A 14020-nucleotide genomic window follows, 5' to 3' on the forward strand; every position below is an offset into this window, starting at 1 on the left:
TCACCGGCATGGTTCAGTCAGTGTGAGTGGAGTGTGCGGTGCGTCTTGTATCTTTACGAGCGCTGTTTGGTCGAAGGAAGGCCGTTGCCGAGCCGGTGTGGCATTACCCTGTCACGGGCTATTGCCCGGAGGAGGGGCGCTATTACGCCGTCCGCGCAAAGCCCCGCCAGACAGTCCATAAACCGCACCGTCTGGTGCCGCTGGTTCTGGCTGTCATTACCTATCTCTTCAATTCCAATGCGATTGCCTTTCAGGACATGGCGAGCCTCGTGCCGTCGGCGGACATGGGAACGCACCGCTGGACTGCCTTCGTCGCCAAGGCGCCGGTCGGCTCCGTCCATCAGGCCGAAATGCCCTTCGTCGATGCAACGACCGTGACGGGCAGCATCGCCAACAACGGCATCGAGGTGCCGGGCATAGGCCGCGTTGCGCTGTCGGGCGGGCGCAAGACGGCAAAGCTCGGCCCGGACGATCCGAATCCCGATGAAAACCGCATCCATCGCGCCGACAAGACGGGCCGTCTTGTCTCGGTAAAGCCCAAGGCGCCGGCCAAGGCCTTCACCGCCGGCAGCATGTTTGAAAAGATCAGCATGATCACGCGTCCGCCTGAAAAGACGGACGCGAAAATGGCTTTCTCCAGCAAGCTGGAAGGCAAGGAAGTCGCCATCACCATGGCGTTCCATGCGGTCCAGCCGCCGAAGCCGCGCGCCGAAATGCCGACCCAGCTTGCCAAGCTCATTACCAATGACCAGCCGGATGTGCTGGCCCTTGGTTATGCGCCTGCGACGCCGGACTACGGCAAGACATCGCCTTTCGAAAGCATCCTGAAGCCCCAGCCGGATGAAGGGCGCTTCGTGCCGCCTATCAGCGAACAGGATCATGAATGGGCCGCGACGCCGCTGCCGCCGTCAGCGTTCAGCAAGAGCGAGCAGAAGTGCCTTGCCGAAGCCGTCTATTATGAAGCCCGGGGCGAAACGGTGAAGGGACAGGTCGCGGTCGCCCAGGTCGTCCTCAACCGCGTGCGCAATCCCGCCTATCCGGGAACGATCTGCGGCGTGGTCTATCAGAACCGCGACTGGCTCAATGCCTGCCAGTTTTCGTTTGCCTGTGACGGCCAGAAACACCGCGTAACCGAAATGCCGCAATGGCGCATGGCCCAGCAGGTGGCAAAGACTGTCTCCGCCGGTCAGATATGGCTGCCGGAAGTCGGCTCCGCCACCCATTATCACGCGACCTATGTTCGTCCGTTCTGGGCTCCGACCATGAAGAAGGTCACCAAGATCGGCCTTCACGTTTTCTACCGGACCTATGGCGGCGGGTGGAGCTGATCATCCCGTCTGCGGCAGTAACGCGATCGGCGCGTTCAAACTCACGTTTTTGTTAGCGGACTAAAAGCCCGAACAGGCGCATATAACCGGCTTTGGAGCGGACCCGAATATGGCGCGATCCTCCAAAATCGATTCCGTTTTTTTGGCCAATAATGTGGCCAATCTGGTTCTTTGGTCGGAAAATGAGTCGCACCAATATCTAAGTAATTGAGATTACTGGATAAAAAACCTTCTGGACCAATGCCTGCACCGCCTTGACTAGCGGACGGCGTGTCAATATGTTGCGCGCAACTTGGAAATGGGATTGAAATCCTCGTATTTCTTGAAAAAAGGAGCTGCCAATGGCGCGCGGGACTGAACCCGGAAAGCCATCCGGTGCGATCAAGAATGCGAGGAATGAGCCCGGTTCCGGGGAGCTGGATCAGCGCCTGAATCGCCTGGAGGCCGAACTGGCCAAAAAAGGTGTATTCAAGCAGCCTGCTTCCGAGGATGAGCGATCGGCGACTGCAGGTTCGGTCGCGCAGGCCATGAAGATTTCCAGCGAGTTCATCGCAGGGGTTCTGGTCGGTGCGCTGATAGGCTGGTTCATCGATCGTGTCGCCGGTACGTCGCCCTGGGGATTGATCGTATTTCTCCTTCTGGGCTTCGGTGCGGGCGTCCTCAACGTGCTTCGTTCCGCTGGATATGTTGCCGAACAGGGCAACATCAAATCTAGCGCGGAAAAGAACGACAAGAAATAGGGCTTGACGGGCTTCACGGTAAAGTTCGTTCAAGTGTAAGTGAACAAGTGGGCCTTCTGGTCCGAGACTGAAACGCCCTTGGGCAAGCAACGTTGCCTTCGGGCAGGCCAAATTGCCTTCGGGCAGGGAAGACAGACGAGGTTAAGGTGGCGAACGATCCGATCCATCAGTTCCAGGTTTCCCGGTGGATTCCCATCGACGTAGGCGGTGTTGACCTGTCGTTCACGAATGTTTCGGCCTTCATGGTCGCAACCGTCGTGGTCGCTTCGGGCTTTCTTTATCTGACGTCCTCGGGCCGCGGCCTGATCCCGACCCGTCTTCAGTCGGTTTCGGAAATGGCTTACGAATTCGTGGCCACCAGCCTGCGGGATTCAGCAGGGTCGAAGGGCATGAAGTTCTTCCCCTTCGTCTTCTCGCTGTTCATGTTCGTTCTGGTCGCAAACTTTCTCGGCCTCTTCCCGTATTTCTATACGGTTACGAGCCAGATCATCGTGACCTTCGCCCTTGCTGTTCTGGTCATCGGCACGGTCATCATCTACGGTTTCTTCAAGCACGGCTTCGGCTTCCTCAAACTGTTCGTGCCGAGCGGCGTTCCCGGCATCATCGTGCCGCTGGTTGTCGCCATTGAAATCATCTCGTTCCTGTCGCGTCCGATCAGCCTCTCGGTTCGTCTCTTTGCGAACATGCTTGCCGGTCACATCACGCTCAAGGTTTTTGCGGGCTTCGTCGTCTCGCTGGCAGCCCTCGGCCCGATCGGCATCGGCGGCGCTGTCCTGCCGCTGATCATGACGGTTGCGATCACCGCACTCGAATTCCTCGTAGCCTTCCTGCAGGCCTACGTGTTTACCGTTCTCACCTGCATGTACATCAACGACGCTGTACATCCGGGACACTGAGTTCAAGCCGGCGGGCGACCGCCAGAACTGAAATCCGCGCTTATATTCAATCCAGAAGGAGCTTAACATGGAAGCGGAAGCAGCAAAGTACATCGGCGCCGGTCTCGCCTGTTTCGGTATGGCCGGTACGGCTCTCGGCCTCGGCAATATCTTCGGCAACTACCTCTCCGGCGCTCTGCGCAACCCGTCCGCTGCTGACAGCCAGTTCGGCCGTCTGGTGTTCGGTTTCGCCGTTACGGAAGCTCTGGGCATCTTCTCGCTGCTCATCGCGCTTCTGCTCCTCTTCGCCGTCTAATCAACGGTCGCAAGAAACGGGCTGGCCGCGAAGCAGCTTTTGGAACATGGTCCTTGAGGTCATGTTCCGCTGGAAGATGCAGGCGCGGCTGGCCTTTGCATATGTCGTCTGAGTAAGGCATGGTCTTTCTCCATCGGGATCGGATCGTGCTGGATTAAAGGGGAAATCTGGATGTTCGTGTCCACGGCGTTTGCCCAAACCGCCACCGAATCGCAACCGGCACCTGCTGCTGGCGAGCACGGCGCAGCCGATGCTGTGCACACCGAAACCGGGGTCGCTCACGATGCCGGACACGGCAGCGGCGTATTCCCGCCGTTTGATTCCACCCATTACGCTTCGCAGCTCCTGTGGCTGGCGATTACCTTCGGGCTTTTCTATCTGTTCATGTCGCGCGTGGTTCTGCCGCGCATCGGCGGCGTGATCGAAACCCGTCGCGACCGCATCGCTCAGGATCTCGAGCAGGCAGCCCGCCTCAAGCAGGATGCCGACAACGCTATCGCTGCCTATGAGCAGGAACTGGCCCAGGCCCGCACCAAGGCTGCTTCGATTGCAGAAGCCGCACGCGAAAAGGGCAAGGGCGAAGCCGACGCAGAACGCGCTTCCGCCGAAGCAGCCCTCGAAGGCAAGCTCAAGGAAGCCGAAGAACGCATCGCCGCGATCAAGGCCAAGGCCATGAACGACGTCGGCAACATTGCCGAGGAAACCACGGCGGAGATCGTCGAACAGCTTCTGGGCACCAAGGCCGACAAGGCATCGGTAACAGCAGCCGTCAAGGCCGCCAACGCCTGAGGAGAGGACAATGGACGCTACATTCTGGGCACTGATTGGCCTCATCATCTTTCTGGCGATCCTCGCCTATCTGAAGGTTCCGGGCATGGTCGGCCGGTCGCTCGACGAGCGCGCTGACCGCATCAAGAACGAGCTGGAAGAAGCACGCACGCTTCGCGAAGAAGCCCAGCAGCTGCTGGCCGAATATCATCGCAAGCGCAAGGAAGCCGAAAAGGAAGCAAGCGATATCGTTGCTTCCGCCGAACGTGAAGCCAAGGCGCTTCTCGAAGACGCCAAGCGCGCGACGGAAGAATATGTTGCACGCCGCAACAAGCTTGCCGAGCAGAAGATCGCAACGGCTGAAGTCGATGCCATCAATGCGGTCCGCGCATCGGCGGTCGACCTCGCAGTCGCCGCAGCCGGCAAGATCGTTGCCGAAAAGGTCGATGCAAAGGTTGCAGGCAACCTGTTCAAGGATGCCTTGTCTCAGGTCAAGACGAACCTGAACTGATCGCGGCTCATATAATTTTCAGAAAAACGCCGCCTCCAAAGGGCGGCGTTTTTGTTTTACGTCGAGAAAACGTTTTTAAAACCGGTTGGATCCGGGGCCGGTTTCCTTTCCCCCGCAATCTGCGGAACAGCGGGCGGTACTCTTCGAGCGCAAGGTCAGCCAATGCCTCTGCTTCATGCGGCGTGAACCATCGCAGCTCGGTGTGTTCGCGGTCGCGAATGGCAGGCTGGCCGTCCCATGCGGTAACGGTATAGAGATGGAATGAAGCTGCCGGTTTTGCGATCTCTATCGTCGTGAGAAAGGAAAACGTGCGAAGCGTCAGTCCAAGTTCCTCGTGGATTTCTCGTTGCAGCGCGCAATCAAGATCTTCCCCGGCTTCGACATGCCCGCCCGGAAAACTCCACCGGTTGGGGTAGGCCCGACGATCCGGGCCGCGACGGCCCAGAAGAATGCCTTGGGAACCGGGGAGAACCGCATTGACGATGTCGGGCATGACGGGCTCCGATGGACAGACGTGCAGTCAGTCTTCGTTCTCAGTCAGATGCGCAAGCGGCAGTTCTCCCTGCGATTTGACCGTCTGGATAGCAAAATTGCTCCGAATGTCGATCACGCCGGGAAGGCGCAGCAGCGTGCCGGATAGAAACCGTTCATAGGCTGCAAGATCGGCCACCACGACTTGCAACAGAAAATCAGATTCCCCGGAAACGAGATGACAGGAGAACACCTCGGGCAGGTTCTGCACGGAGGTACGGAACGCGGTCGCCGTTTCCTCGTGATGGCGCTCCACGCGAATGCCGACGAAGACAGTCAGGCCAAGTCCGACCGCATTGCGATCCAGTGCTGCATGATAGCCCCGGATGACGCCTGCTTTTTCGAGCATCTTGACGCGGCGCAGGCAGGGCGAGGGCGAAAGGCCGATTTTCTCGGCCAGCTGGACATTGGAGAGCCGGGCATCTTCCTGAAGTGCCGTCAGTATCTTGCGGTCGATGGCATCTAGCTTAAGTTTTGGCATGATCCGGCAACTTGAGTTGTTCTGTTGGCTGATTATATCAAAAAGAGAAAGCATTGCGCCACAAATCGCAAGGACATGCGCCTCCATGCCCGGATAGTCTGCGACATGACACTGCTTCGCAATCGGCATCATTCTCGGTGAGCCTCTGCGTCGCGGTCAATTTGGCATGATCCTTACAGGCGATATTGATGAGCGAGATGTGGTTATACGCGGGCGCACTTGCTGCTGCATTTCTTATTCCGGGGCCGGACATGCTTCTGCTGCTCCAGACCGGCGCGGCGCAGGGCAGGGCCCATGCGCTGGCAACCGCCGCTGGCCTCGCAATAGCGCGCACGTGCCATGTGGCCCTTGCCGCGCTCGGTCTGGCGGCGCTTCTGCATGCCTTTCCTGTGGCGTTCCAGTGCGTGCGGATCGTCAGCGCCTGTTATCTCGTCTGGCTTGCCATAGGGATCATCCGCCATCCTCTGCCGACAGTGGATGCGGTTGGCGGTGTCCGTGAACGGCGGTCCTATCTGGCTTCGGCCCGCAAGGGCCTTCTCACCAATCTGCTCAATCCGAAAGCGCTGCTGTTCTGTTCCGTCCTGTTGCCGCAGTTCGTCCATCCGGGAAATGGCAGTATAGCGCTGCAATTCGCGGTTCTGGGCGGCGTCATGACCACGGTCGGATTGTTGTTCGATACGCTCTATGCCTTTACAGGCTCATCGCTCGGAACCCTGTTCAAACGTTATCCGGCCATACAGTCGGTCCAGCGCTGGGGCTTTGCGGCGCTGCTGTTCGGCTTTGCTGCCAGGCTGGCGACGGTTTAAACGCCGAAGCGATCTTTGATGGGGGCGAAGGTGTAGCGGTGGATGCCGGGTACGGGCCCCGCCGTCTCGATGGCGGCACGGTGCCTTTCGGTGGCATAGCCCGCATGAATTTCCAACCCGTAGGGTGGGTGCGCTGCCCCGGCCCGGATCATCATGCGGTCCCGCGTTACCTTGGCAACGATGGAAGCCGCAGCGATCGAAATGGAGCGCTGATCCCCTTTGACAAGCGCCGAACCGGGGCAAGCGAGCCCCGGCGGCACATCGCGGCCATCGATCAGCGCGTGACATGGGCGCAGGGTCAGCCCGATGGAAGCGCGCCGCATGGCTTCCAGCGCGGCCTTCCTGATATCGCTTCCGTCGATGCTGCGGGCGCTGAGGCTTGCAACCGAAACGGTGATGGCCTTCGCCAGAATGATTTCGTAGAGCGCTTCGCGTCTCGCAGCCGTAAGCCGCTTGGAATCGTCCAGCCCATCCGGGAGATTGTCGATATCCAGCACGACGGCAGCGGCAACCACCGGCCCGGCAAGGGGACCGCGTCCGGCCTCATCTATGCCGACGATATTTTTCAAGCCACGCGAAAGCAGCCTTTTCTCTTCCGAGAAGTCAGGCGCGATCGGGATGTCAAAGAGGAGCGGAGAATCAGAAGCCGAGCGTTTCATTTGGCGGCAATGCTCGCATTGCTTCCGATTCTCCGCAAGGGCCCTGCTTGAGGATGGTGGCGTGAAAGCAGGCGGCCCCTCCGTCTGAAGGACAATCAGACGGAAATTGAACAGGCAACTGGCAGGTCGAACAGGTTGAAAAGCGACGCGGGGACAGGCTGCACATTTGGGTGTTTTTCCACAGCGAGTCCTTCACAGAGAAACGCGGAAACCGCTCCGGCTATTTGCTTTATCGCCTTATCAAACGCAAAACCGGCACACGCTTTTGCTGGAAATTCTCTAGAACAGCGACAGCTGCTTGCCTCCCTTTTCGACCGATTCGAACAGATCGGTGCGCAACTGAAGGCGGCGTGCATTGAAGCCGAGCTTGCGCGCGGTGATTTCGAAACGGCGGCCGATCTGCCATGCATATGGACCCGTGCCGCGCATGCGCTTGCCCCATTCGGCATCATAATCCTTGCCGTCGCGCATGGAACGCACCAGCGACATGACGTGGCGGTAGCGATCCGGATAATTGCGCAGCAGCCAGTCCTTGAACAAGGGCGCGACTTCAAGCGGCAGGCGCAGCAGGACATAGCCTGCCTCCCGCGCACCCTGCGCATAGGCGGCATCCAGAATGCGTTCGATCTCGTGATCGTTGATGCCGGGGATAACCGGTCCCATCATGACCGAGGCGGGAATGCCCGCATCGGCCAGTTTGCGGATGGCCTGCAGCCGCAACGTCGGCGTCGAGGCGCGCGGTTCCATCGTGCGCGACAGATGGGCGTCGAGCGTCGTGACCGACAAGGCGACCTTTGCCAGCCCTTTCTCGGCCATGCGGCCAAGAATATCGATATCCCGCACGACCAGAGCGGATTTCGTCACGATGCCGACCGGATGATTGGCGGCCTCCAGCACTTCTAGAATTTCGCGCATGATGCGCCACTTCTTTTCGACCGGCTGATAAGGGTCCGTATTGGTGCCGATGGCGATGGTCTTTGGCTGGTAACCGGGCTTGGCCAGTTCACGCTCCAGAAGACGCGGGGCATCCGGCTTGGCAAAGAGACGGGATTCGAAATCGAGACCGGCAGAAAGTCCCATGTAGCTGTGGGTCGGGCGGGCAAAGCAATAGATGCAGCCATGCTCGCAGCCGCGATAGGGATTGATCGAGCGGTCGAAACTGATGTCGGGTGAATCATTGCGGGTGATGATCGTCCGCGGCTTTTCGATCTGCACGTCGGTCTTGAACGGCGGCAGCTCCTCAAGCGTAGTCCAGCCATCGTCGAAGTCGTGGCGCGTGGTCGGCTCGAAGCGCCCGGTCGGATTGATGCCCGCTCCGCGTCCGCGCCGGCGGGCGTGATCGATGCGCAATCCGGCCTCGCCGATCACCGCATTGGCGTGATCCGCTCGCCCGCTACCGAAGGCAGCCCTGTCGGCCTGCTTGATGATATCTGCCTGCTGGATCACTTCCATCTTCGTCTCCCTGCATGGAAACATCTGGCTTTGTAGATCACGACGAAACCCAACCGGGACAGCGTCCTTCCAAGATCGGGAGCTGTTCTATGGTGCGTGCCGTGCCGCCATGCGACTCTGTTCTGATGAATCTATTCCTATAACAAGAATCAGAACAAAGCAAGAACATAAAAGCGTCAGCTTTCCGCTCACCCATTCTTGATATATGAAGCGCGCATGTTGTCCGTCGTCATAGAAACCCTGAATTCCGAGAGAGCGCTGGCTCACACGCTTTCGGCTTTGGTGCCGGCGGTCGTGGAGGGGTTGCTGCGACGTGTGTCGGTCATCGACAGAGGCTCGTCGGATGAGACCGTCCTGGTCGCGCTGGGCGCGGGATGTGCATTCCATGCGGAAATGGATATTGAGACCGCGCTCGATGAAATCCGCACACCATGGGTGCTGCTGCTGACGCCCGGTTCCATTCCGCAGGAGGGATGGGAGGAAGTTCTGCGCCGACACATGGAGCATGGCGGTGGCGCCGCGCGCTTCTCGCTGCCGGAAGATGGCGGGTTCGGGGCGGTCCGCAAAGTCTTCGGCCACAAGGCGACGCTTGATGCCGGACTGCTGGTTCGCCTGGATGTCGTAAAGCCGCTGCTGCTCGACGGCATGTCGTTCGCACAGCTTCCGCAGCGCTTGAAGCCGGTCCGGCTCAAACATTCCATCCTGCCGCCCGACGAAGCCTGAACAAACAAAAAGGCGAAGCCTGAGGCTTCGCCTTTTTCAACAGACATGCTGTCTGGATTAGTTCTCGTAGCTGGACGGCGAAGCGTCGCCGAAGCGATGAGCCGAGCCGTTCTGATAGACCGGAGCCTTCTGGATCGAGGCAGGAGCCGTGTAGTCGAGCTTCTGGCTCTGCGTTGCAACCGGCGTGCGGTCATTTGCATAAAGATCGGCAGGTTCGCCGACATGCGGGTTTTCAGCGAAAGCAGCACCGGCGCTAAGGGCAACGGCAACGGCAGCAAGAGCAAACTTCTTCATTCTCATAATCCTTCTGAAGCATTTTGCGGTCAAATGGACACATTCGGCGTCGCACAAATGCATTGAAACAAACCGCCCCTTCGGATGGCATAGAAGCCTTTCCGGGGCTCCCGGGTGGCGACCATGCCATCCATCGGGGAGATAACTGGGTGAAGCTGGACGGTTGGGAGGAACATCCAACTCCGGAATTTACCGGGCGTCATCGGCTGGGAGGCCACTGACGACGCCCTGCGTCAAGTCGTCAAGTCTTGGGAAAAGACTTAGTTCTGGTAGCTCGAAGGCGATGCGTCACCGAAGCGATGAGCCGAACCGTCCTGGAATGAGGACTGGCCGATCGAAGCGGGAGCAGTGTAGTCGACCTTCTGGGAAACAACCGGGGTGCGGTCGTTTGCGTAAAGATCGGCAGGTTCGCCAACGCGTGGGTTTTCTGCAAAGGCGGCACCGGCGGTAAGAGCAAGGGCAGCGGCAGCAAGAACAATCTTTTTCATTTTTCCTATCTCCTTGGAAAGTGGAGCGGCGTTTTGTTCGTCGTTCCGATGCAGCTGAAATGGGTGACAGTGAGCAAAGGTTCCAGTCACGAAAATGTTTTCTTGATCACACATTCGTGCAGCCAATTTTTTGAAATCAGAACGGATAATTCTAAATTATATAATATATTCAATTAATTGCGCTATATATCAGCCTTCACAAAACTGTTGTACAGGGCCTTTTGTTCAAAAAGCACGAACAGTCTGTCCCAATATATTGTCCAATGAGAGTGAACAATCGAGCGGTTTTGCAGGGTTTCATACCCGATGCCGCTCAGAAATTATTCTCGGGAGAGGGGACGCTTTGGGTCGCGACGACGAACCAGTCGGGTCTTTCGGCCGAGAGGTGTTCGGCTGCCCGTTCAGTGGCGGCAATGTCTTCGTAGATGGCGTAGCAGGTCGCACCGGAACCGGACATCTGTGCGTAAAGCGATCCGCTCTGGCGAAGAAGTTCGAGCTTGTCACCGATCCGCGGGGCGAGTTTCAATGCCGGGGACAGGAGATCGTTGCGGGTCGTCTGCAGATAAGCGCAAAGAGGGCCGATATCCGGGTGAGAGGCAAGTGCCAGCGCCGGATGGTCGCGCTTTTCGAGCGCGCGAAAGACATCCGGCGTCGCAACCGCTGTTCCGTCATTGACGAGCAGCATGGGCAAGGCGGGGAAACCGGCAACCGGAGTCAGGTTTTCGCCAATGCCGCGCGCGGCAAGCGGCGTCCCCTTCGATGCGCCATGCAGGCACATGGGCAGGTCCGCGCCAAGATCAAGGCCGATCACGGCCAGTTTCTCGAAACCGAGATTGAGGCCCCATAGCTCATCAAGTGCGAGCAGGGTGGCGGCTGCGTCACTCGATCCGCCGCCTATGCCGGAAGCAATCGGCAGGTTTTTTTCCAGATGGATGGCTATGGGCGGCAAAGCTCGCTGTGTCTGTTGACGCAGCGCCTCGCGCGCCTTGAGAACCAGATTGCCGCCGTCGAGCGGTATGCCCGTTGCAAAAGGACCGCAGACCGTAAAGCTGTCCACTTCAGCAGGTTCGATACGGATGATGTCGCCAAAGCGGGCAAAGACCACCAGCATGTCGAGCAGATGATAGCCGTCGGCACGACGCCCCGTCACATGCAGCGCGAGGTTGATCTTGGCGGGAGCCAGGCGCGTCACCGCAGGCGCGGAACCGGCATCTGCATGTGTTTCGGTTTTCGGAAAAAGGGTCATTTCTGCTGGTGGACCGTGACACGAGAAAACACGGCGATCGCATCGCTTCGTCGGCAATCGTTCGTGGAGGAAAGGTCAGTCCTTCTTGACGTAATATTCGCCGGTTTTGGGGTCCTGCACCAACGTGCCGTGAGCCCGGTTCTGCGCTTCCTTTTCCGCCTGACGCACACGCTGTGATACGCGCGAGGCTTCGCGCTTGAACGAGCGGTAGCCGTACCAGGCGGCGGCGATGATCAGCAGCAGAAAAATGAGCTGGGGCATGGCCTCAAGTCCTTAAGGTTGCGCATCGGATTGCCGGATTGCGAAGGCCGAAACGCCGGATGTTCCCGAATGTTCATGGAGGGGCGGGAAGCGGCCCGCCCCGCTTTCTGACACCATATCATGGTGAAACGAAGGAATTCAAAGCATTGGTGGGAAAATCGACGGTGTTTTTCGCCGGAGCGTTGTTTTTCCCACTATTCTTCAAAGCCCGTAACGCGCCCAAAGAGCCTTTTCCTCCGCCACCGAAAGCAGGCCGTCGCCAAGATGCGCGGCAATGGAAGCCGGTTCAAGATTTGCGAGCGCCATGTCAACGCCGGGAACCTTGCGCCCCAGGAGGCTGCGCTTCTGCTCAACCAGCTTTAGCTTGACCTTGTCGCCATAGGTCTTGCGCAGGAAGCTGCGCATATCGCCCAGCCCATCGATCAGGCCAAGCTGTTGTGCCTTGATGCCGGTCCAGAACAGCCCCGTGAACAGATCCTGGTCTTCCGCAAGCTTGGCTCCGCGGCGTTCCTTCACCATGTCGATAAAGGTTTCGTGGATTTCAAGCTGCAAGGATTTCAGCCGCTCGATGTCTGCCTTCTTTTCTGGCTGGAAAGGATCGAGCGTCACCTTGTTGGAGCCTGCCGTATAGACGCGGCGTTCCACGCCGATCTTCTTCAAAAGCTCGGGGAAGCCAAACGAGGCCGACACGACACCGATAGAACCGACGATCGATGACGGATCGGCGATGATCTCGTCACCGGCCAGCGCGATCATATAGCCGCCCGAGGCGGCGACATCCTCGACGAAGATGAAAACCTTCTTCTGATGTTCGGCGGCGAGATCACGGATACGCCGGTAGATCAGGCGGGATTGCACTGGCGAACCGCCCGGCGAGTTGAGCGAAATGGCGACGGCGGGCGCTTCCTTGTCGGTGAACGCCTTTTCGAGGATCGCTGCCGTCGACGCTATGGAAAGCGACGGGCGGAACGCCGAGCCTCCGGACATGATGGCGCCATGCAGTCGCACGACTGGTATCTCGATGGAAACCGGGCGGAAGCGGCGCGGAACAAGACGCGTCAATAAACCGGGCAAGGCAAACTCCTGAACTGAATCTCTCAGCCGCAATGTAGGGAGCAATATGGGAAACACAAAGAAAACCGCCCGGAAATTTGTTTCCGGGCGGTGGTATTTGTTTCGTCAGGCGCTTTTCGGCCTGGTGACCAGCCGCAGCAGGATATAGCCGCAGATCGCCGACAGACCCGAGCCCGCCAGCACGCCGATCTTGGTTTCCGCCTGCATGAGGTCGGACGGGAAGGAGAGGAGGCCGATAAAGATGCTCATTGTGAAGCCGATTCCGCACAGGATAGCCACGCCGTAAAGCTGCGTCCACGTGGCGCCAAGCGGCTTTTGCGCGAGACCGGTCTTGATCGCAAGCCAGGCCGCCCCGAAGACGCCAAGCTGCTTGCCGATGAAGAGGCCAAGCATGATGCCAAGCGTAAGCGTATCCCGCATGACCGAAGCGTCGAGGCCGGCAAAGGATATGCCCGCATTGGCGAAGCCGAAAACCGGCACGATGATGAAAGCGACGGGCTTGGCCAGCGCATGTTCCAGCACATGCAACGGCGACGACATGTCGTCAGGCTTTCCGGGGGCGGGTTTCAGCGGGATCATCAGTGCCGTCACCACGCCCGCGACTGTTGCATGGACGCCGGAATTGAGCACGAAGAACCACAGCGCCGCGCCGCCGATCAGGTAGGGCAAAAGCTTCATCACGCCCATCCGGTTCATGATGAGCAGAACGATGGCGGCGGCAAAAGCCCCGCCGAGATAGGGCATGGAGATTTCAGCCGTGTAGAAAATGGCGATGATGACGACAGCCGCAAGATCATCCAGAATTGCAAGCGTCGCCAGAAACACCTTGAGGCTCGAGGGCACCCGCGATCCCAGAAGCGACAGAACGCCAAGCGCAAAGGCGATGTCTGTTGCGGAGGGCACGGCCCAGCCGCGCAGCTTGACGGGATCATGCCAGTTGAGCGCCGAGAAGATGATGGCTGGCAGGATGACGCCGCCAGCGGCGGCAATGCCGGGCAGCATGCGGTTTGGCCAGCTTGCCAGCTGTCCGTCGAGAAACTCGCGTTTGATTTCCAGGCCCACGAGAAGGAAGAACACCGCCATCAAGGCATCGTTGATCCAGTGAGAAAGGCTGAGCGGACCGATATAGAGGTGCAGCGCTTCGAAATAGACGTGCGAGAACGGAGAGTTCGCCACTATGAGCGCGAGCGCTGCCGCCACCATGAGGCTGATGCCACCTGCAGATTCGCTATCCAGAAAGCGCCGCATGATTGATACGGGGCGGCTGTTGTTTGAGCTGTGATTCATTGGTTCCCGTTGCCTGCTCTATCGTTTGTTGTTTCGCTTTTTCGGAAAAGGGCGGCGGGGAGCCGCAGAACGAAAATTGCGGTTTAGAGATATTGGCTGGAATCCACGGTTTCAATCAAAATCGCCCCCCATTGTCCGAAATCGGCGGGTCCGGGCCGCCGGAACTTATGAAATGCTGCC

At 58.8% G+C, this 14020-nt stretch carries 18 protein-coding genes; 8 read left to right on the top strand and 10 right to left on the bottom strand.

The window, feature by feature from the left end; all coding sequences use genetic code 11:
• Positions 1-38: 38 nt before the first annotated feature.
• The 6 genes from ABWW28_RS07735 to ABWW28_RS07760 all read left to right on the top strand — a co-directional run bounded on the left by ABWW28_RS07735 (position 39) and on the right by ABWW28_RS07760 (position 4538).
• Positions 39-1328, top strand: coding sequence for a cell wall hydrolase (locus tag ABWW28_RS07735; protein ID WP_353390667.1), 1290 nt, complete (start codon positions 39-41; stop codon positions 1326-1328).
• Positions 1329-1669: 341 nt separating this feature from the next.
• Positions 1670-2068, top strand: a complete 399-nt coding sequence (locus ABWW28_RS07740; protein WP_176026345.1) for an AtpZ/AtpI family protein — start codon at positions 1670-1672, stop codon at positions 2066-2068.
• A 146-nt stretch (positions 2069-2214) separates the two neighbouring features.
• Positions 2215-2964, top strand: a complete 750-nt coding sequence (locus ABWW28_RS07745; protein WP_006472926.1) for a F0F1 ATP synthase subunit A — start codon at positions 2215-2217, stop codon at positions 2962-2964.
• Between the two features lie 67 nt (positions 2965-3031).
• Positions 3032-3259: a F0F1 ATP synthase subunit C gene (locus ABWW28_RS07750; RefSeq protein WP_006466154.1), complete on the top strand. Its 228-nt coding sequence runs from the start codon at positions 3032-3034 to the stop codon at positions 3257-3259.
• Positions 3260-3430: 171 nt separating this feature from the next.
• The gene (locus tag ABWW28_RS07755; RefSeq protein WP_006472927.1) at positions 3431-4048 is read left to right on the top strand and encodes a F0F1 ATP synthase subunit B; all 618 of its coding nucleotides are present in this window, start codon (positions 3431-3433) and stop codon (positions 4046-4048) included.
• 10 nt (positions 4049-4058) lie between these two features.
• Complete coding sequence (locus tag ABWW28_RS07760; protein ID WP_006466156.1) at positions 4059-4538, top strand: F0F1 ATP synthase subunit B; 480 nt, start codon at positions 4059-4061, stop codon at positions 4536-4538.
• Positions 4539-4545: 7 nt separating this feature from the next.
• Here the strand turns inward: ABWW28_RS07760 and ABWW28_RS07765 are convergent, their stop codons facing one another.
• Positions 4546-5031, bottom strand: a complete 486-nt coding sequence (locus tag ABWW28_RS07765) for an NUDIX domain-containing protein (RefSeq protein WP_353390671.1) — start codon at positions 5029-5031, stop codon at positions 4546-4548.
• Between the two features lie 27 nt (positions 5032-5058).
• Positions 5059-5550, bottom strand: a complete 492-nt coding sequence (locus ABWW28_RS07770) for an Lrp/AsnC family transcriptional regulator (RefSeq protein WP_025089690.1) — start codon at positions 5548-5550, stop codon at positions 5059-5061.
• Between the two features lie 188 nt (positions 5551-5738).
• Between ABWW28_RS07770 and ABWW28_RS07775 the strand changes: the two genes are divergently transcribed.
• Positions 5739-6356 carry a LysE family translocator gene (locus ABWW28_RS07775; protein ID WP_006472839.1) on the top strand — a complete coding sequence of 206 codons (618 nt, stop codon included), beginning with the start codon at positions 5739-5741 and terminating at the stop codon, positions 6354-6356.
• Here the strand turns inward: ABWW28_RS07775 and rnhB are convergent.
• Both rnhB and ABWW28_RS07785 read right to left on the bottom strand, forming a co-directional pair.
• Complete coding sequence (gene rnhB / locus ABWW28_RS07780) at positions 6353-7015, bottom strand: ribonuclease HII (protein ID WP_265974353.1); 663 nt, start codon at positions 7013-7015, stop codon at positions 6353-6355. The two genes, ABWW28_RS07775 and rnhB, sit on opposite strands and share 4 nt — an antisense overlap.
• A gap of 279 nt (positions 7016-7294) precedes the next feature.
• Positions 7295-8467, bottom strand: a complete 1173-nt coding sequence (locus ABWW28_RS07785; RefSeq protein WP_183514199.1) for a PA0069 family radical SAM protein — start codon at positions 8465-8467, stop codon at positions 7295-7297.
• A gap of 216 nt (positions 8468-8683) precedes the next feature.
• Between ABWW28_RS07785 and ABWW28_RS07790 the strand changes: the two genes are divergently transcribed.
• The gene (locus ABWW28_RS07790) at positions 8684-9190 is read left to right on the top strand and encodes a glycosyltransferase family protein (RefSeq protein ID WP_265974348.1); all 507 of its coding nucleotides are present in this window, start codon (positions 8684-8686) and stop codon (positions 9188-9190) included.
• Between the two features lie 57 nt (positions 9191-9247).
• Here the strand turns inward: ABWW28_RS07790 and ABWW28_RS07795 are convergent, their stop codons facing one another.
• The 6 genes from ABWW28_RS07795 to nhaA form a co-directional block, all read right to left on the bottom strand.
• Complete coding sequence (locus ABWW28_RS07795; RefSeq protein WP_025089686.1) at positions 9248-9484, bottom strand: hypothetical protein; 237 nt, start codon at positions 9482-9484, stop codon at positions 9248-9250.
• A 260-nt stretch (positions 9485-9744) separates the two neighbouring features.
• Entirely contained in the window at positions 9745-9972 is a 228-nt protein-coding gene (locus ABWW28_RS07800; RefSeq protein WP_353390675.1) for a hypothetical protein, read from the bottom strand.
• Between the two features lie 313 nt (positions 9973-10285).
• Positions 10286-11218 (bottom strand): 4-(cytidine 5'-diphospho)-2-C-methyl-D-erythritol kinase, encoded by a 933-nt coding sequence (locus ABWW28_RS07805; RefSeq protein ID WP_265974343.1) that lies wholly within the window; start codon positions 11216-11218, stop codon positions 10286-10288.
• A 75-nt stretch (positions 11219-11293) separates the two neighbouring features.
• Positions 11294-11479 carry a membrane protein gene (locus tag ABWW28_RS07810; RefSeq protein WP_006466164.1) on the bottom strand — a complete coding sequence of 62 codons (186 nt, stop codon included), beginning with the start codon at positions 11477-11479 and terminating at the stop codon, positions 11294-11296.
• Positions 11480-11680: 201 nt separating this feature from the next.
• On the bottom strand, positions 11681-12553 hold the full coding sequence (locus ABWW28_RS07815; RefSeq protein ID WP_006466165.1) for a S49 family peptidase: 873 nt from the start codon (positions 12551-12553) through the stop codon (positions 11681-11683).
• A 105-nt stretch (positions 12554-12658) separates the two neighbouring features.
• Positions 12659-13840, bottom strand: coding sequence for a Na+/H+ antiporter NhaA (gene nhaA, locus ABWW28_RS07820; protein ID WP_353390678.1), 1182 nt, complete (start codon positions 13838-13840; stop codon positions 12659-12661).
• Between the last annotated feature and the right edge of the window lie 180 nt (positions 13841-14020).

The sequence above is a fragment of the Brucella sp. NBRC 14130 genome, from assembly GCF_040371715.1.
GTDB classification, from domain to species: Bacteria; Pseudomonadota; Alphaproteobacteria; order Rhizobiales; family Rhizobiaceae; genus Brucella; species Brucella intermedia.